The 19,195-nt window shown below is 31.1% G+C and carries 18 protein-coding genes; all 18 read right to left on the bottom strand.

Annotated features, from left to right (window positions below; genetic code table 11):
* Positions 1 to 207 precede the first annotated feature (207 nt).
* Entirely contained in the window at positions 208 to 2,031 is a 1,824-nt protein-coding gene (locus tag GXK57_RS23580) for an ABC transporter ATP-binding protein (RefSeq protein WP_160680466.1), read from the bottom strand.
* A complete protein-coding gene (locus tag GXK57_RS23575) occupies positions 2,024 to 3,754 on the bottom strand; it encodes an ABC transporter ATP-binding protein (RefSeq protein ID WP_160680465.1) in 1,731 nt (576 codons plus the stop codon). Before GXK57_RS23575 ends, GXK57_RS23580 begins: the two co-directional genes overlap by 8 nt.
* A complete protein-coding gene (locus tag GXK57_RS23570; protein ID WP_160680464.1) occupies positions 3,754 to 4,206 on the bottom strand; it encodes a MarR family transcriptional regulator in 453 nt (150 codons plus the stop codon). The genes GXK57_RS23575 and GXK57_RS23570 overlap by 1 nt, the downstream gene beginning before the upstream one ends.
* Before the next feature lie 423 nt (positions 4,207 to 4,629).
* Positions 4,630 to 5,355, bottom strand: a complete 726-nt coding sequence (locus GXK57_RS23565; RefSeq protein ID WP_160680463.1) for an SGNH/GDSL hydrolase family protein — start codon at positions 5,353 to 5,355, stop codon at positions 4,630 to 4,632.
* Between the two features lie 28 nt (positions 5,356 to 5,383).
* A complete protein-coding gene (locus GXK57_RS23560; protein WP_160680462.1) occupies positions 5,384 to 5,689 on the bottom strand; it encodes an Imm53 family immunity protein in 306 nt (101 codons plus the stop codon).
* Between the two features lie 185 nt (positions 5,690 to 5,874).
* Positions 5,875 to 6,996 (bottom strand): anti sigma factor C-terminal domain-containing protein, encoded by a 1,122-nt coding sequence (locus tag GXK57_RS23555; protein ID WP_160680461.1) that lies wholly within the window; start codon positions 6,994 to 6,996, stop codon positions 5,875 to 5,877.
* Entirely contained in the window at positions 6,980 to 7,498 is a 519-nt protein-coding gene (locus GXK57_RS23550; RefSeq protein WP_160680460.1) for an RNA polymerase sigma factor, read from the bottom strand. Before GXK57_RS23550 ends, GXK57_RS23555 begins: the two co-directional genes overlap by 17 nt.
* Before the next feature lie 383 nt (positions 7,499 to 7,881).
* A complete protein-coding gene (locus GXK57_RS23545; RefSeq protein WP_160680459.1) occupies positions 7,882 to 8,391 on the bottom strand; it encodes a GNAT family N-acetyltransferase in 510 nt (169 codons plus the stop codon).
* Between the two features lie 22 nt (positions 8,392 to 8,413).
* Positions 8,414 to 10,327, bottom strand: a complete 1,914-nt coding sequence (locus GXK57_RS23540; protein WP_160680458.1) for an ABC transporter permease — start codon at positions 10,325 to 10,327, stop codon at positions 8,414 to 8,416.
* Positions 10,317 to 11,081: an ABC transporter ATP-binding protein gene (locus GXK57_RS23535; RefSeq protein ID WP_160680457.1), complete on the bottom strand. Its 765-nt coding sequence runs from the start codon at positions 11,079 to 11,081 to the stop codon at positions 10,317 to 10,319. Before GXK57_RS23535 ends, GXK57_RS23540 begins: the two co-directional genes overlap by 11 nt.
* Before the next feature lie 83 nt (positions 11,082 to 11,164).
* Positions 11,165 to 12,178: a sensor histidine kinase gene (locus tag GXK57_RS23530; RefSeq protein WP_160680456.1), complete on the bottom strand. Its 1,014-nt coding sequence runs from the start codon at positions 12,176 to 12,178 to the stop codon at positions 11,165 to 11,167.
* Entirely contained in the window at positions 12,171 to 12,875 is a 705-nt protein-coding gene (locus GXK57_RS23525; RefSeq protein ID WP_160680455.1) for a response regulator transcription factor, read from the bottom strand. The genes GXK57_RS23530 and GXK57_RS23525 overlap by 8 nt, the downstream gene beginning before the upstream one ends.
* 289 nt (positions 12,876 to 13,164) lie before the next feature.
* Positions 13,165 to 14,871 (bottom strand): alpha/beta hydrolase, encoded by a 1,707-nt coding sequence (locus GXK57_RS23520; RefSeq protein ID WP_160680454.1) that lies wholly within the window; start codon positions 14,869 to 14,871, stop codon positions 13,165 to 13,167.
* 383 nt (positions 14,872 to 15,254) lie between these two features.
* Positions 15,255 to 15,542 (bottom strand): putative quinol monooxygenase, encoded by a 288-nt coding sequence (locus GXK57_RS23515; protein WP_160680453.1) that lies wholly within the window; start codon positions 15,540 to 15,542, stop codon positions 15,255 to 15,257.
* Positions 15,543 to 15,738: 196 nt separating this feature from the next.
* Positions 15,739 to 16,239: a nitroreductase family protein gene (locus GXK57_RS23510; RefSeq protein WP_160680452.1), complete on the bottom strand. Its 501-nt coding sequence runs from the start codon at positions 16,237 to 16,239 to the stop codon at positions 15,739 to 15,741.
* A 250-nt stretch (positions 16,240 to 16,489) separates the two neighbouring features.
* Positions 16,490 to 16,918, bottom strand: a complete 429-nt coding sequence (locus GXK57_RS23505) for a MarR family transcriptional regulator (protein ID WP_160680451.1) — start codon at positions 16,916 to 16,918, stop codon at positions 16,490 to 16,492.
* A gap of 354 nt (positions 16,919 to 17,272) precedes the next feature.
* Positions 17,273 to 18,469, bottom strand: a complete 1,197-nt coding sequence (locus GXK57_RS23500; protein ID WP_160680450.1) for an ABC transporter permease — start codon at positions 18,467 to 18,469, stop codon at positions 17,273 to 17,275.
* Positions 18,466 to 19,179 (bottom strand): ABC transporter ATP-binding protein, encoded by a 714-nt coding sequence (locus GXK57_RS23495; protein ID WP_160680449.1) that lies wholly within the window; start codon positions 19,177 to 19,179, stop codon positions 18,466 to 18,468. The genes GXK57_RS23500 and GXK57_RS23495 overlap by 4 nt, the downstream gene beginning before the upstream one ends.
* Positions 19,180 to 19,195: the final 16 nt, after the last annotated feature.

The raw sequence follows: 19,195 nt of genomic DNA, 5'->3' as shown, positions 1-19,195 counted from the left end.
CCTTTCGTAGCATTACTGCTAGGTTATATAGTTTAATATTACATTTTAAATTAGCATTTTGCAATTGTAATATATAGGATACTCTTTGCCTTACAGTATAAATCTGACCTCAGCTGAAAAGAATACTTATCTCTCAAAGTACTTTTCTTATTGTAATTATAGATTCGCTAATACTAAAACAACCATTAATCTCTATATAGAAATTCTTTATATGCTCATTCCAGTTTTAAACTGACTGTTGTAAAGATTATAATAAAATCCTTCTCTATTTATAAGTTCATCATGATGTCCACTTTCAATAATCTCTCCATCCTTTACAACTACTATCTTGTCAGCATTTCTAATGGTGCTTAATCTATGAGCGATAACAAAGGTTGTCTTTCCCTCCATCAGTTTCAACATAGCTTCCTGAATATGAACTTCTGTACGAGTATCAATAGAAGAAGTTGCTTCATCTAAGATCAATATAGAGGAGTTTGCAAGAACTGCCCTAGCAATAGCTAGAAGCTGTCTTTGACCTTGCGAAAGGTTGCTTCCATTGTCAGCTAAAACAGTGTCATAACCATCAGGAAGTTGTTTTATGAATAAATCAGCATTGGCCATCTTTGCAGCTTCCTCAACCTCTTCATCACTAGCAGTTATCCTTCCATACCTTATGTTTTCTCTTACTGTATCAGAAAACAAGAAGGTATCTTGTAAAACTATAGAAATAGTTTTTCTTAAGCTTTCTCTTTTTATAGCTTGAATATTCTTTCCATCTATTATTATTTCTCCACTATCTATATCATAGAATTTATTCAAAAGATTTATGATAGTAGTTTTTCCAGAACCAGTAGGCCCTACTATTGCCACAGTTTCTCCTCTATTTGCTTGCAAAGTAACACCCTTAAGTATAGGTTTTTCTTTAATATAAGAGAAGTGTACATCTTTTAGCTTAACCTCTCCATCTATTATTCCAACCTCTTTTGCACCTTCTATGTCCTTTTCTGGAGACTCATCCATAACCTCAAAAATTCTTTCAGCTCCTGCTAATGCAGATTGGATACTGTTAAATATATTAAGGATCTCATTTATTGGCCTAGTAAAATTTCTCATATAAAGTATAAAGGTAAATACTATTCCCACAGAAATATCAAAGCCATGCAGTATAAGATATCCGCCACTTACTGCTACTACTAAATAAGTTAAGTTGTTTACAAAGTTATTTATTGGGCCCATAATTCCGGACAGCCCTTGAGCAAAGATAGCACTTTTAGTAAGTCTTTTGTTTATCTTAGAGAATTCATTCTTAACATGCTCTTCTTTTGAAAAAAGTAGTACAGCCTTTTGTCCAGATACCATTTCTTCAATATACCCATTAAGATTTCCTAGTTCTTTTTGCTGCGCTACAAAAAAAGGTTGAGTTTTATTTACTATTATCTTAGTCATCAAGAACATCAACGGAGTAGTAAGTATTCCAATCACAGTTAGAATAGGACTAAGAACTATCATAGCAATTAGCATTCCTAAAATGTTAATTACTCCTGAAAACAACTGGGTTATATTTTGGGATAAGGTCATGTTTATATTATCAACATCGTTGGTAAGCCTACTCATAAGATCGCCGCTAGAATGAGTATCAAAGTAATTCAAAGGTAATCTCTGCATACTTTTAAATAGATCTTTTCTTATATCTGAAGATGTTTTTTGAGCTATACTTACCATCAATCTATTTTGAATATAAGTAGAAATTATGCCTATGACATATACAAAGGCTAATACAATGCATATTTTTCCAAGGCCTTTCATATCGCCTTTATCAATAAAGTTATCTACTGTATATCCATTAAGTCTTGTTCCTATGATTGTAATTACTGTAGTTATAAAACAGAGAAAAAATATAACTATAATTAGCTTTTTCTTATCACTTAAATACCTCAATATTCGTTTAACTGTCCCCATAGGGTCATTAAGTTCTTCCTTCTTTTTATTAAATCTATTCATATGACCTGGTCCAGGTCTTCCTACTGTTAATTCCTTGTGACTAGACATTGCTTAATACCTCCTCTCCTAACTGTGAGATGGCAATACTTCTATATATTTCACTGCTTTTTAGAAGTTCTTTATGCTTACCCATTGCTGAAATTCTACCATTGTCTAAAACGATTATTTTATCTAAATCCATTACTGCAGAAATTCTCTGAGCTATTATTAGTACTGTACAATCCTTCATCCTTTTATTTATAGCTACTTGAAGCTTAGCTTCTGTAGTCATATCAAGAGCACTAGAAGAGTCGTCCATAATTAGTATCTTAGGATTTTTCATCAATGTCCTTGCTATAGAAAGCCTTTGCTTCTGTCCACCAGATAGATTTTTTCCTCTTTGCTCTACCAAACTGTCATATCCATCTTCTTTAGAGGTTATAAACTCATAAGCTTGAGCATCTTTTGAAACACTATCCATAACTTCAATATCTGCAGCTTCGTTACCAAACTTTAGATTTTCCTCAATAGTTCCTGAAAACAATGTACTTTCTTGTAGCACAACACCTATTTTATCTCTAATGTCTTTTAACTTCAGGTTCTTAACATTTACTCCACCTATTGAAACTTGTCCTTCAGTAACATCATAAAGCCTAGGAATTAAACTTATAAGAGAACTCTTACCCGCTCCAGTTGCTCCTATGATACCAACCTTCTCTCCTTGAAGCACCTTAAAGTTAATATTCTTAAGTACATACTCACTATGAACATTATATTTAAAGCTTACGTTACTAAACTCTATATCAAAATTATTAATCTCCACGGCATCTACTTTTTCACTTATGGATGATGGTGTTTCTAATACTTCATTTATCCTATCTGCTGAAGCTGAGGCACGAGAAAAATTTAAAACTCCCATTATCACCATCATAAGAGAATTCATTATTTGTATAAGATAGTTTATAAAGGCCATTATTTTTCCTATTTCCATTGACTTTTTAAATACTAGATTTCCTCCAAACCAAAGTACTGCAATTACACTTACGTTCATCACAAGAGTTACTATAGGCCATAAAATGATATTCATATTTTGTGCTTTTATACTTCTATCCATCAAATCATAATTGGCTTCATCGAACTTTTCACCCTGCTTACCTTCCATATTGAAGGCCTTAATTACACGTACTCCCAGTATGTTTTCACGCATAACTATATTTACCTTATCAATTTTCTGCTGAACCTCTAAGAATAGCGGAAAAGATTTTTTAACTATAACTAACACAGAGGCAACTACTATAGGAACCGCGATAAAGAAAATGAAGGATAATTTAGGGCTTAATGCTATAGACATAACTATGCCACCAATACACATTAAAGGTGAACGTACCATTATTCTAAGAGCCATAAGCATCATATTTTGAATTTGAGTTACGTCATTGGTCAGTCTAGTAATAAGGGAAGATGTCTTAAATTTATCTATTTCAAAAAAGGATAAACTTTGAATTTTATCAAAAAGCCCCTGCCTAACCTTCTCTCCCATGCTCATAGCAGCCATAGACGCAAAAATAGAGCATGCACTTCCACCTATAAGCCCAATTAATGCTACTAAAAGCATCTTTCCTCCAACTGCAAGCACATAGGAAAGATCTCCTTTTGCCACTCCTATATCTATTATATCTGCCATAAGCTTAGGTTGAGTAAGATCCATAGATACCTCAACAAACATAGCTATAGGTGCTACTATAGCCCAAAATATAGCAGTTCCTTGTAAATATTTCAAAAGCTTTTTCATTACTCTTTCTCCTTTCCAAGCAGGTTGTCAGTAAGTCTAATAAATATATCCTTGGCTTGAACCAAATCCTCTTCAGTAAATCCACGGAAGCACTTATTATCTAACTCTTTAAAGATTTTCTTTAACTGCTCTTCTTTATCTCTTCCTTTGTCCGTTAAAAATACATTTAATATTCTTCTATCTTCTGGATTCTGCACCCTATAGATAAGTTCAGCCTTTTCCATACTTGCTAAAAGACTAGTAACTGTAGCAGGCTCTATATGACAGTTATTTGCTATCTCTCTCTGAATACATCCATCATTAGAAACCAAATACTGCAAAACCTTAGGCTGACCTTCACTTAATCCAATTTTATTAAATTGCTCGTGGGCTACCTTTCTGTGAAGCCTAAACAATCTAATCATTACCTTATGTAATTCCTTATACTGGGGATCACTTAATTCATTATTCATTTTACTTCCTCCAATAAGATTCATTTTTTTACTTTTCACCCTAAATAGCCATTCTGAACCCTTTATATTACTAGGTTTAGCTAGCAATTTATTTTTCACTTTCTTATACAGTAAAAAATAATAGTTAGATATAATATTATTAGATATCTAACTATTATAATATAGCATATTTTTAGTTTTATAAAGAGAAAATTTTGTTAAAGCCTTTTACACATACTTATGTGCATCTATATCTAAAAAGTAACTTTCTACGAAAAGACAATCTCTTTATCATTATATTTTGTGGAGTTTTAGTCTTCATGATGAATTTCTACGGAAAGCCACCATTTTCCATTGTACTTTTAGGAGAACTTATTCCTAAATAATAAAAACAGCTAATGCCCTTAGACATTAGCTATTTTTATGGATGAAAGATTATATTTTTTAATTTACCGTACCTTGCAGCACAAAATCATACTTTTCTCTTAAGAAAGTTAGTATAGTATTTGCAATTAAGGTGTGACCTTCTGAGTTAGGATGAATTCCGTCTATGCATAAAAACTTTTTATAATCTATATACTTAAGGAATTCTGATCTTACATCTATCAAGGTAGTTTTAGTTCTTTCTGCTACCTCTTTTATAGTTTCATTATACATGCTATGCCACTTATATATTATATCCTCTGTACCTAACCACTTTAGGATATTATCCTGAAAACTCTTATCATTTCTTGTGATCCAATTAAAATATCTCTCAGAATCTAGTGGTGGCAAAGTCATTAATATTGGTGTTGCACCAGAACTTTTTACAGTATCTATCATATTCAAAAGTATATCTTTAAAAGTTGGAATATCTGTATTAGGCTGATGATCTTCGGTAGGCTTTTCAGCTACATCCTTCCAATTAAAATCACAGTCGTTACCTCCAAATTCTATAAGAACTATATCCGGAGATTTCTTTATCACATCACCGTAGATCTTGCTTATGCCTCTTTTAATTGTGTTGCCAAACCTTCCAGCATTATATACCGTTCCATTAATACTGGTGCTTACAAGATTGACAAAGCAATCCTTTATATTGGTATATCTTGATCTCTCATTGTCATATACTACTCCTCGAGTAATGGAGTCCCCATATGCCACTACATTATATTTTTCTTTAACATCCATATAAATCACCTCTTAAAATTTAAACTTACTAATTGTTGTAGGCTTGAGCCTCTTTACCATTGAGCCACATATTAAATATATCAAGTATGTCTGCTAGGTTTTCAGCTCCACCAAAGCCTTTAAATATTTGATTTTCTTTAAAACAGCGTACCCAATTATTTGAATCATTATGTATTACAACTGGGTCAAAATCTTTTCCTTCATATTCAGTATTAAACAAATCTATAAGTACATTCCAATTACCATCTTCAGCTGTGACTATTTGTATTCCTGTTCCAAGGTCACCTTTTCTATTTTTCTTATAAAGCTCTTGAAGAACATGTATATTTATCATAAAAATACTCCTTTGCTTACGAAACATTTCCTATATACATATTGTACCACGTAATATTAATTAGTCAACATATAGTTTTAAAAACTACATAAAATTATACACATATATCATTTTGCCTATATGCATATATAAAAAGTTTCACTAAAGTACCCTTAACTTACTTTTTTCTTCAAGCTCATTCTTACTTAGTATTTATCCAATATAACACCAAAGGTACTCGCTTTTATTGAGCTAATTTTGGATAATCCTTTAAGCTGTTCCACTGAACCTGTAACTACAACTCCTCCAATTCTTATATTCTGTTTGTTATACTTTAAGACGTTACTTTGGTCATTAGTTTGCTTAATCTGAAGTTTACTTTTTAAAGCCTTTATGTTTTCATCCTTATAATCATTTCTATATATACTTCTTACAAAGTTATCTTGTGGGTTATCAATCTTACAGCCATTCATATCTATAGCCTTTATTCCTATAGCGTTTTCTTCTGAAACAACTGTTCTAAATAGACCATCTTTTCTTGTTCCATTATAGCCTTCTCTTATACTTTTAGTATCTTTTTCATCACTAGCTAATATAGCTTTCTTCCCTTCCTCAGAAATATCGTCTACCCAATACCAAGTTACAGTTATTCCTGTCGGAATGACTTTTTGAATTTCTTCCATGCTATAATATTTATCGAAAGACAGCGCCATCTCTGCTACCTTTTTGTCACCAACTTGTTCTAGTTTTGATATATCATTTCTATACAAATCCTTGTAGTCACTAAAGGGATAGAAAAATATCATTTTTCTTTGGCCTAACCTGTTGAAAAAATCTACATTCTTAAGCTTGTCATGAAGGCTACCTGGTGAAATTGTTGCTATTCCATTTCCTGATTCATTAGCAGAAACATATTGCTGATTTTCTGACCCAAGCATTTCTTTCAAATTGAACTCCCTCTCTATGGGTTCATCGGCAACTACATTTTTTTCTATAACCTTACAAGTATCAATTTTTATATTTCCTGAAAGAAAGCCTTTTAGGTAGGTAACTTGCGCTATATATTGATTTGGATGCATTATTTCATACTCTTTCTCTATATCATTAACGATTAGGCTTTTCTTATCGAATAATTTTATATCTATTTTATTGATTACTTTATCTATTACAACTCTACTCATCCCAACATATATTAGAGATAATATAACTAAAATTATGCTTACCGTTATAGCAATTGATTTCACCTTAGCGACAAAGATAATCTTTCTATTTTTTTTGCTCTTTTTATCAAACAACTCATCTAGCTTATTCTCAATATTGTCTTTCATAATTTAATTCCTCCCACAATTTCATAAATTGCTTTCTTGCTCTAAACAAGTAATTCTTCACAAGACTATCCTCCATGTCCAACAAAGCACCTATTTCTTTATATGATAGTTCCATATCATATTTCAGTAAGAGAAGATTCTTAAACACTGGTTTAATACCATCCATCACCGTCGAAATTTGTCTTTTTATTTCCTTGGAAATTACAAAACCTTCACAGTTTTCTTCGCCCATAATGTTGTTCAAAAAAGCCTCATCATCAGTATCTAGTATCGGATTTTTTGATTTTTTTCTACATAAATCATAAAACTCATTTATGGCTACTCTAAATAGCCAAGCATCAATTTTTCTAACATTAATTCCTTCTAGGTTGGCCATTAATTTAATAAAGGTGTTCTGAATTATGTCTTCTGCATCATGATGATTGCAGCCATTCTTTATTAAATATTTATATAATATCAGAAACTTTTCTTTCAAAATCTTATTAAATTCTTCATTATCCATTAACTTCTCCTAGTAATATGATAACCTTTAGTTATGATCAATTTCTAAACAGTACTGTAGCGAGCCTTATTATAAGTATTAATACCTTTCATATAAATGACGTTTATACCTGTAAAAAGTTAGCAGCTTTTTATAAATTTTCATGTAAAATTTGCTATCCAGAAAATAAAAATCTTAGCCTCTATTAAAATACTCAGTTGAAATTGAACATAAAGAAACTTTATATTTTGTACAGTAAAAAAGCGCTAATCATAATAATTAGCGACTTCTTAAAGAAATATATTTATATACTAAAAACATGTATTTTTTTACCGGAAGCTTAGTTTATATAGCTTTCAGTATGAACAAATAACATCTGCTTATATTTAAATACTATTAAACTATCAAGATAGCACCTTAAATTTGAATAAATATTCATTTCCCTCTTCATCAAAAATTTGTCCCAAAAGCTTGCCATTATTTTTTTCTATAATCTTTCTTGAGGCTACATTATCTATATTGCAGGTAACTATAGGTTCAACTATGCCTATTTGATGAGCTTTTTCTATAGCCAGTTTTAATATTTCTGAACCATATCCTTTTTCTCTATAACAGGGTGCTATGTCATAACCTATATGTCCAGCACTTTCAAGCTCTTCATGCCTAATTCTAACAACTCCTACAACAGCTCGGCCACATATTAACCAAAAGGTTGAGGTAGTAACATAGCCTTTAGGTATGTCTATACCTTTTGAAAACTTAATTTGATTGTTCATGTATTCATCAAAGTTTTCTAAGGCTTTTCCATATTTCTCAAAATAATAGTCTTCCTTAGCTTCTTTATAAGATAAGGCATACTTTTTAAAGCTTTCTTCATAAGTTTTGCTTGGTTCCGATAAAAATAATTTTTCCATAAATTCCTCCATATTAAATATATTAACTCCATTCACTGATTCTCTTCATATACGTCTTCTTACAGAGAAAATAGTATATAAGTTCTAAAATTATAAAAACAATACCTATTGTTGCATCACATAAAAAAATCTTAATTTTATCTACTGAAGGTGAATCACTTGAAAACCCAAAAGAATATATAACAGTTATAGGAATAGCTAACGTTGGTGCTGTAGAAAACAATATCTTTAATTCATTACATTTGATTTTAAGATATTCTGCTTCCATTATTCCTATTTTGTAGAGATTTTTATATTGTACTTCATCATTATCTAAATCCGAAAATATTTTTAGTGACATAACTATAGAGATACATATTAAAAAGAATAACTCAAGAAAGGCCATCAGGAAAAACAATACCCTAGTACCTTGATTATTTTCATTATACGTTTCTATCCTTGAGGCTGTAAGTATATAATTTTCATTTTCTAAACTAAGCTTCAGATTTTTATTATATTCTCTAAAAGCTTTGTTTAAATTATAAACTAACTCCTGAGTTTTTTTCCAGTCCTTAAAGTTATAGAGCTCAACTCTTCCTTTCTTTATATCTGAGGCTACTCTTATTTTTTCATAATCCTCATCACTCACAATCATAAGGTTATTAAACATATATCCTGGAGAGTTAAAATATAGCTTGAACTGAATATCCTTTAGCTTAAGTTCGCTTAATATTCCAGTATGCTTTAATCTCTGCTCACTAGTATATTGCATAGCTTTATCTTTTTCATCTAAATCATCAACTTGCCGAAGTCTTAAGTAGCTTCCTTTATTTATGTTAAAATTACTTTTTACTGCCTTATTAATATCTTTCTGAGATGTTATAAGTTCTCCTTTTAGTTCGATAAATTCAATAGTTTTATGCTCAATAACTTTATTGTTGCTATCTTTTATTATTTTCTCTATATCCTCAGCTTTGGTTTCATTTTTTCCTTCCTCCAAAACAAAGGATATATGATATGGATTGATTTTCGCAGCACTTGGCTCTGCAGATAATATAAGGTTCATATACAATCCACTTATAAACACTACCACTATAATCATAACCGTTATTATAAATAAAATCTTATTTGTTTGATCAAATTTATATTTTAGGTTAGAAATTAATAATATGTTTTTATTGTATCTTTCTTTATTTCTACCTATGAAAAATGTTATGAATTGACCTGCTTGAAGCATAAGAAGATATATACCAATTATAAGTGCAAGGGTACATTTAAGTAGAGTCTCTCCATCTCCATGAAAATATATAATAAGTGAAGCCAAGGCCCCAACGGTAATAACTAATCCTAAAACTCCAACATAAGGCTTAGATATTTTGCTCCTTGTAGACATTTTTGATGTTTTAAGTAAGTTTATTATGTCAAAACTTCTGGTTGATATTATGGTTATCAGCACAGATAAAGAAAATACAGTTAGATATATTCCAAGGGTAAAAACATAAGGCCTAATCCCAAGAGAAAACTTCAAATCCTTTACTTTTAAAACTGCTGCTATTATCATAAAAAACAGCCTTGAAAATATGGTTCCAGCTATTATGCCTAAGAATATTGATAAGAGTGCAATTATAGCATTTTCAAAAACTATAAGCTTTCTTATATCGCTAATAGACATACCTAGATTCATGAATATACCATACTCTCTTTTTCTACCTTTTATAAATATAGAGTAGGAGTAATTAATAAATACCACACAAAACACTATAAGTACCACATTCGGTATTACCATTACCTTTGAAATTACCTCTGATAATTTTGGAGAATTTTTCAGATCCTCGTTGAAAAGTAAGGTAGAGTAAATAAAAAGAAATAATATAGAAACACTGTTGCAAAGAAAAAAGGACATATACTTTCTTAAAGAACCTTTAAAATTTTTAACAGCTACCTCTTTAAAAGTCATTGCTGTCACCACCTAAAACAGCAATATAATTCATAAGTTCGTTAAAAAATTCTCTTCGAGTTCCCTTTTTAACAGCTTCATAGCTTATAACTCCATCTTTTAGAAAGATTACTCTATTGCAGTAACTTGCGGCACTAACATCATGAGTAACTAGCAGTATAGTATTTTTCTTTTCCTTATTAAGCTTTTCAAAACATTCCATTACATTCTTTGAAGACTTGGAATCTAGATTACCTGTGGGCTCGTCCCCAAATATTATACTTGGATTATTTATTATAGCTCTTGCTATAGCCACTCTCTGCTTTTGTCCACCAGATATATTATATGGGTATTTATTAGCTAAGCTTTCTATTTCAAATATGTTCATAAGCTCTTCTACTCTTTTACTCATAGCATCCTCTGAGCATTTATCTAATATCATAGGTAGCATTATATTCTCTCTAGTAGTTAAGCTGTCCAAGAGATTAAAATCCTGAAACACAAACCCTAACTTCTTTCTCCTAAATAAAGCCAACTGATTTTTATCCAGGTCACTTAACTTGTTGCCAGCTATACTCACAAAACCTGAGCTTGCTTTATCTATTCCACTAACAATATTAAGTAAGGTAGTCTTTCCACTACCAGAGGGCCCCATTATACCTACAAACTCCCCAGTATCAATCTCTAGATTCACGTTATTTAAAGCCTTTGTAGAGCTCTCGCCATTTGCTCCCCCGTATATTTTAGATAGGTTATTTACTTTTAAGATACACATAAGTAATACTCCTTTCATAGGTTTCTTAACTAAATATTAATTGAGTTTAACACTTGAAACCATTTAACAAGCTTAAAATAACCTTACACTTTTGAAAGGTAAGTTATTTTTACTTCTGTGCCTTCACCTAATTTTGAATAAACTCTAATATCATGTCCTAGCTTTTGTGATATCTCCTTACATATATAAAGTCCTATTCCAGTGGAATTTCTGTATTTTCTCCCGTTTTCCCCAGTGAAGAAAGGTTCAAATATCTTTCTTAGGTCATAGTCTGCAATTCCAATTCCTTCATCTTTAATAGATAAAGTTGTATGTTTCTCATTTCTCTCTAAAGAAAAGTAAAGCTTCTTGTTGTCCTTACCATTAGCAGAGTACTTTATTGCATTTGATATTATTTGAGAAAGCATAAGCTCATTCCATTTATAATCTGATAAAACATACACTTCAGTTTTACAATCTAGAATTGGGAAAACTTTATTATATATAAACTGACTCTTTCTATGATTTATTATCTGCCTTAAAGCTTCTAGAAGATTTATTGATGTTACTGTATAATCTTTTTCAAATTCCTGGAGTCTTAACAAGGTTAAAACTTGTTCTACGCTGCTATATAAACTTTTATTTTCTACCTCTATATCTTTTAAGACCTCAAGGTTAAGTGCAGAATCCTTAGCGTATTTTTGTATTATTAAATCAATTACTGAAATAGGGGTTTTCAATTTATGTATCCATTGAGTTATGAACCATGCTTTTTTGTCATAGTTCTCCTTTAAAGTTTTTGAATTATTTCTATGGTTCTCATTTATCCAATTAATAACTGACTCAACTCTTCTTTGCTCATAAGTACCAACCATAAGCTTATGATTCTCTTCTCTTAACACTTGTCCTAAGCTTAAATTAAAGTTGTAGTATTTAACCCACTCCACTATAATCAATATGGTCAATAAGAATAAGGTAATGCTAACAGGATAGGCTATCTCTATGGTCTTTCTATCTGTTAGATTAAAAAATAAGATAAGACATAAGGTATTTGCTACATAAAAACAAAGAAATAAGCTCTTATCCTTCATAAATTCTTTAAATAGTTGCTTACACATCTTTTAACTCCTCTAATACCTTATAGTCAAAGATATATCCTACACCTCTTTTTGTCTTTATTATATTGTCAATCCCTAGCTCAGCTAATCTATTTCTAAGCCTTGTTATGTTTACTGTAAGTGTATTTTCATCAACAAAATCCTGTGTATCCCATAGGGCTTCAAATATCTCTTCTCTACTTATTATTCTATCTTTATTTTCTATGAAAAGCTTGGCAAGCTTGTATTCATTCTTACTTAGAATAGTTGACTTTTCATCATATTTAAGCTGAAAGTTAGCTTCATCCAACTTTAGTTCTATACTCTCCTCTATACTACTGTTACTTGAATACTCACCATATGCTCTCCTTAAGGCAGCCTTTACCTTCACCATAAGTAGTTCTAAGTTCATAGGCTTTATTATATAGTCATCTGCACCTAGTTCTATAGCCAAAACTTGATCCATAGTATCACTTCTTGCTGAAGTTATTATGATTGGAATATTATATTTTTTCCTTACTGCCCTACATATATAGAAACCATCATAGTATGGCAAATTTATATCAAGTATTAAAATATCAGGCTTTATATCTTCAATCTCCTTCTCAATTCTGTTAAAATCCTTAACTTCATAAGTAATATATCCATACCTCTCCATGTGCTCTTTTACAATAGCGCATAGCTTTTCATCATCTTCTATAATCATTACCTTGTACATATATTAAACCTCACATAGTTTTTATTTATGGCTCTGTTAAAGTACACTATTAAACATAGCCTTATTTATAAATTTATATCAACAATATAAATATTTTAGCCTTAGGATAATGGCTTTCGGTTCCTAATATATATTTCTATTATAGTTATTAATTTCCTATGGACAAAGAAAATATTTTTATTAAAGTTTGATGAAAACAGGTTTTCTATCATCCTCGCAGCCTTTGCTTGTATTTGTTAAGAAAGACACGGACAAAAAAGCACACTGAAGGCCAGTGTGCTTTTTTATCTTATCTATATTGAGCCATAAATCTTTCCATATAATACATAAAAACTTGATTGTAGTAGCTTGAAAAATATTCATCACTACCATGAGTACCATACGGCATGTACATCAAATCTATTTTATTATTTTGATTCTTTATATAAGTTTCCTTAAATAACTCAGCAATATCAGGATTTACTATACCATCATGGTTTCCTTGATACATTAAAACTGGAGGGCTGTCTGGTGTAACCAAATATTTAGGATCAACAAAATCATTTTGACCACCTATGCCTAAATTCTTTGATAAACCATTGGCTGGATAGAAAGGTATCAAGCCTTTCACCTTTATGCTTGAATCAAGTAAGTCTGAGTACTTTCCACTAGTTATACCTAAGGCAAGTGCATTTGCTAACTGTCCTCCTGCAGACCCACCAGAAATAAATACAGAATTTAAATTGGCACTAAAAAGATCCTTATTTTTAGCTAAGTACTTTGTAAATATCCCTAGATGTCTCATCATATCATCTATATTAAAGTCACCTACCACATTTTCCGGTACCTTTGCATACTTTACAAACTTTTCTTTATTACTTAGTCCATACTGCACATCAAAAACTATATAGCCTTGGCTGGCAAAGTATTTATTGACCTCAGCATAATTTTCCTGCCCCTTATCACCAATGGTCCAACCGCCACCATGTATTCTTATGAGTACAGAATTTTTTCCTGGAAGGTTATCATCCTTGGAAGCTGGAGTATATGCATCAAAATACAGCTTGACTCCTTTATCTACTCCATCTTTTCCTTCATAAAATAATACATTTTCTTTTACATCGTACTTTTTAGAAGGTGTTCCAAAGAAGTAATCAGGTAGTGAAAAAGCAGTGTTTCTAAATACATCCTTATACTGTTTTTCTACTTTGGCTCTATCTTCTGCACCAAAAGCTACCGCGTAGCTTTTATCAGCTTCTTTTATAAGAGTTGGTATTGATATTAGTGGTAACAAGCATATTACATAGATAATTAATCCTGCTACAGGGAATACATATTTAATTATCCTGGTTTTATATGAAGACATTAAATTATATGCAATTGCTGATAACCCTAAAAATATAAATCCGTAAAAAACTGAATACTCTGGAATAAAAACTTCTGCCATACTCTTTTTACCCTTAGTAAGCAGTGTAACAACAACAAATATTCCTGACATAAAAAGCAAGGTAACTATAATTATAGCTACAGCCTTACCTACATTATTACTCTTTCTAATGCTAGATTTTTGTCTATTACTAGAATTTTTCTTTCTATCTCTAAGCTTTACTAGTTTAAAACAATTACCTATGAAGCCATATACAAATAGAGAAAATAGCATAATTGCTGAAACAAGACTTATAGCCTTCTCATTGTTAAGGTCCGCTGAAGCACTGGTATTTTGAATTGGTATGATAGCCATAAATAATACGTTCAATATTAGATAAATATAATTTGAAGTGCTTCCGTTGTCACTTATATAAGTTGATAATATATTTAATAATAATGCAACAATTATGATGACTCCGTAGATATTCCAAAGTGTATTAGAACTGTAATTTATATAATATATTATTCCTAATATTATGGAAGTCATATTGATGCAAAGTAAGCTTAAATGGTAAACAGTTTTTGTTTTTAAGCTTGTCTTAATTACTGATGATGTGTTTAACCTATTATTTAATTCACTAGTTGGCACTATAACTCTCACCTCTTTTTATTGAATTTATATACTTTCCAAAAATGTTTAAGTACTAGCTAATCTTTTAATTAGTCTCATATAAAATCATTACAATCATTAAAACCACATATTTTACTACTATAACATACTTTCTAACCTAAAAGTAAAAGCTTTTCATTATAGAGTATAAAGCTTTACTTCTCGTTATAGAATTATTTATAGTAAAAAATGAATCAATCCTAATTTTAATAATATAAAATTGAATTGATTCATTTTTAGCTGTAGGATATTACTCTTGTATACCTTAGTAATAAAATTTAAATATTCAAATTTTCTTCTAAGTATAAAAGTATGTCTTTAAACTATAGTTTAAAATACTCTTTAAAATGAATGTTTTAATATTAAATTACTTTTTTGTATACATTCATTTCAGCTGGCTTTGCCATTAATGGAGCCATTTTAGGTACTATTGTTGTAAAATGTTCTGACTGACCATGTTTTTTTAAGGCTTCTGCACTTTCCCATTCTTCTATCATTGTAAGTATTGAACTGTCCTTTGTATCCTGGTACATTGCATAGCTTATACAACCTTCTTCTTTAACAGTTGCATCTACCAATTCTTTTGCAAGTGCTAATACTTCCTCTACTTTATCTGCAAGTACATAATGCTTTGCTACAATCTTTAACATAATAATCCTTCTTTCTCTATGTTTTCGCTTAGTTTCATGTTTATTATAAAATTTTCACGATTTTATTCTAGTTTGAAACAAATGGTTTGATGGCACATCTATAATAATTGTAAAAAGTCGCTCAAGAAACCTCCTTTAGTTAGCTTCTTTTGCGCATCCACATTTTCTGAGCATATGATTTTCAACCTTGTGATTTTTACCACTTTTCATAATGAACTTTTGTTTCATCATATCTATCTACAAAGTCGCTCTTTTGATCTGGATACCCAACAGGTATTACATTGAAAGGTACGATATTTTCCGGCAAATTGAATAGTTCTTTAACATATGCACCAACTGGCTCTGCAGTAGAAACACCTAACCATACTGCACCTAGTCCAAGATGAGTAGCCTCTAGCAATAGGTTTTCAGCACAAGCCCCCATGTCTTGATGACAAGCTGTTGGAACCTTAAGCTTATCAGTGTTAGATAGCAGAACAAAAGCAACTGGTGCAGATGCTACCATCTTAGCATATGGACTCATTTCAGACAACTTCTTTAGTGTATCTTTATCTTCAACAACTAAAAACTCCCAAGGTTGCTGATTTACTGCTGATGGTGCTTGCATTGCTGCTCTTAGAAGTCTCTCTATTTTTTCCTTTTCTACTGGTTTATCTTCATATTTTCTGATACTTCTTCTTTTAAAAATCTCTTCCATGCTATTACCTCCAAAAATATTATATATATTAATCCATAGTCTTATAAATTTTAGGTATGGATTTTTCTCGCTTTTACCTTCACTACTTCAATGAGTAAGTTTTAAATTATAGGCTTTATAAAATTATACATATAATCACAACCTATTAAACCAATAAACTATAGTATTAGTTATATTAATTAGCAATATTACTTAGTTGTACATACAACCTTATTTGTAATCCATACCCTAAGGATACGGATTTATTAAACTATTTTTCTAACTTTGAACATACTGAGTTAATCATCTCAGTAACTTTTACATACTCATCTTTTCCAACGGATTGGGTATATCTCTGTTGAAGATTATTCCAGGCTCTATTAATATCCTTTTGTAAATCAATTCCTTTTTCAGTTGAATATATAAAGGAATTCTTCCCCTCTGTTCTCCTATTTACATATCCGCTGTTTTCTAACTTATCTATAAATCTAGTTATAGTAGAAGGGGTTATGTGCAAAGCCTCGCCTATATCTTTTTGACTAATCCCTGGCTTTTCATTAACTATGCTTATTAAAAATGCATAAGTTGGCGAAAGTCCAGTTATTCTAAATTCTTCATCAGCCATTTTTGTCATTATTCTTGCTAGCTTATTAGCAGAAAAATACAAACAATCACATAATAGCTCATTCATCTCTGACATTGTAATGTTCCTTTCTGTATATGTCTCATTTTACAAATACACAATACATTGTTATTATTTATCTCTGTAGATTCTAAAATATATTTACTATATATTTTTTACTCTATCTATTCTCATGGAATGCTATAGATATACAGCTATGTAATAAGATTTATTACATAATCTAATTATACCACATTTAAGTTATAAATTAAGCTACTTATTGTTTGTACATACAACTATAGTCTAGTTTTAAATCTTTGTCAAGAAATTCAAACTTCAATATCTGACAGGTAATAGTTTTTTTATATAACTGGTATTAACAGTAAAAAAGTTCTCTCACAACTTTTAAGCTGCGAGAGAACTTTCTACATGTTACTCAAATCTCAATGCATCAATAGGATTTAACTTAGATGCCTTATTAGCTGGATACATTCCAAATATTATACCAACTGCTAAGGAGAACAAGAACGCTGCTAAGACTATGTTATTGGAAATCAAAATAGTTGTATTAAAGAACTTTTGCCCTATATATGAACCTAAATATCCCACCAAAACTCCTAGGACTCCGCCTAGACCACTTACACTGGCAGCCTCTATTAGGAATTGAGCAAGTATTGTCCTTCTCTTTGCTCCAATAGCTTTTCTTGTACCAATTTCTCTAGTTCTTTCTATTACAGATACTAGCATTATGTTCATAATACCTATGCCTCCAACAACTAGAGATATAGCTGCTATACCTGCAAGCATTGTAGTTAAACTCTTGTTAGTTGAGTTTGCTGTATCTAATATGCTTGTTTGATTCATTATTCTATAATAATTTCTTGTAGTATTAGTATTGCTTGTACTGCTATTTAACTTATACTTTTTATTTAAGAATAGTTGCAAGTAAGACATTGCTGTATCCACTTTTTCTTTACTTGCTGCCTCTATATAAAAAGTCTTTGGATTGGCACTCTTTAATAATCTTTCAGCAGTACTTAGTGGCACTATTATCCTATCATCACTTGATCCTGCTGCTGAAGTTCCTTCTGATTGCAACACTCCAACTATAGTAAACTCGATACCATTTACATACATACTATTACCAACTACATTTGTAGTACTAAATAAAGTTTCTGCAGTTTCGCTTCCTATTACTAAAACATTGTATCTATTGTCAACGTCTCTTTGAGTTATAAATCTACCAGTGCTAATTGATAGCTTTCTTATCTCAGCATAATTTGGAGTGGAGCCTTCTAAAGTAGTGGTACTTGACTCATCACCATTCTTTACATTCACACTACTTGTTATCTGAGGAGCAATCTCCTTGATACCAGGTTTAGTTTTAAGCTCCGTAAGCTCATCAGTTGTTATAGTAGGGGTTCTATTTCCTGTTATGCTTATGGTTATAAGGTTTGTTCCAAGCTTCTCTATCTGATCACTTACTGTCTTTTGAGTTCCTTGTCCCATTCCTACCAGTATAATAACTGAGGATATACCTATAATTATACCAAGCATAGTAAGAAAAGATCTAACTTTGTTGTGCCAAACTGAAGATAAGGCAATCTTTATAAGTTTACTTAACTTCATGCTATCACCTCACTATCATTGAGCTTGTCAGAAGTTATCATTCCATCTCTTACTGTTATAATTCTCTTAGCATGAGCTGCTATCTCCATATCATGAGTAATCATAACAATTGTATTGCCTTCGTTGTTTAGCTCTGTCAGCATCCTTAGGACTTCTTTACCGGTCTTACTGTCAAGCGCTCCTGTTGGTTCATCTGCAAGGATCATTTGAGGTTCTGTTACCAATGCTCTTGCAATTGCAACTCTTTGCATTTGCCCTCCAGAAAGCTCAGAAGGTTTGTGCTTTAAGTGACTTATCAGCCCCACCTTTTCGATCGCTTGTTTAACTTTCTCTTTAGTCTTACCATTAGGATATCCTAAGTATAATAGTGGCAATTCAACATTTTCATATATATTTAACTTTGGAAGCAGATTGTAACTCTGAAATATAAAGCCTATTTTCCTATTTCTTATTTCAGCTAGCTTATTATCATTACATCTAGTGTCTACCCCGTCTAAAAAGTATTCACCTGAACTAGGCTTATCGAGACATCCTATAAGATTCATAAGAGTAGACTTTCCAGCACCGGATGGTCCTACTATAGCTACGTATTCTCCTTTTGCAATAGTTAAATTTACATTGCTTAGAGCTTTAAAGGTATTACTTCCCATTTTGTATACTTTTTCTATTCCAGTCATTTTGATTATATCTTTACTTGAATTCTCTTCCATCTACTGAATACCTCTC

Source organism: Clostridium sp. C8-1-8, assembly GCF_009928445.1.
Taxonomy (GTDB): Bacteria; Bacillota; Clostridia; order Clostridiales; family Clostridiaceae; genus Clostridium_AR.
The sequence above is the reverse complement of the archived record's forward strand: the minus strand, read 5'-3'. Positions and strand labels throughout refer to the sequence as shown.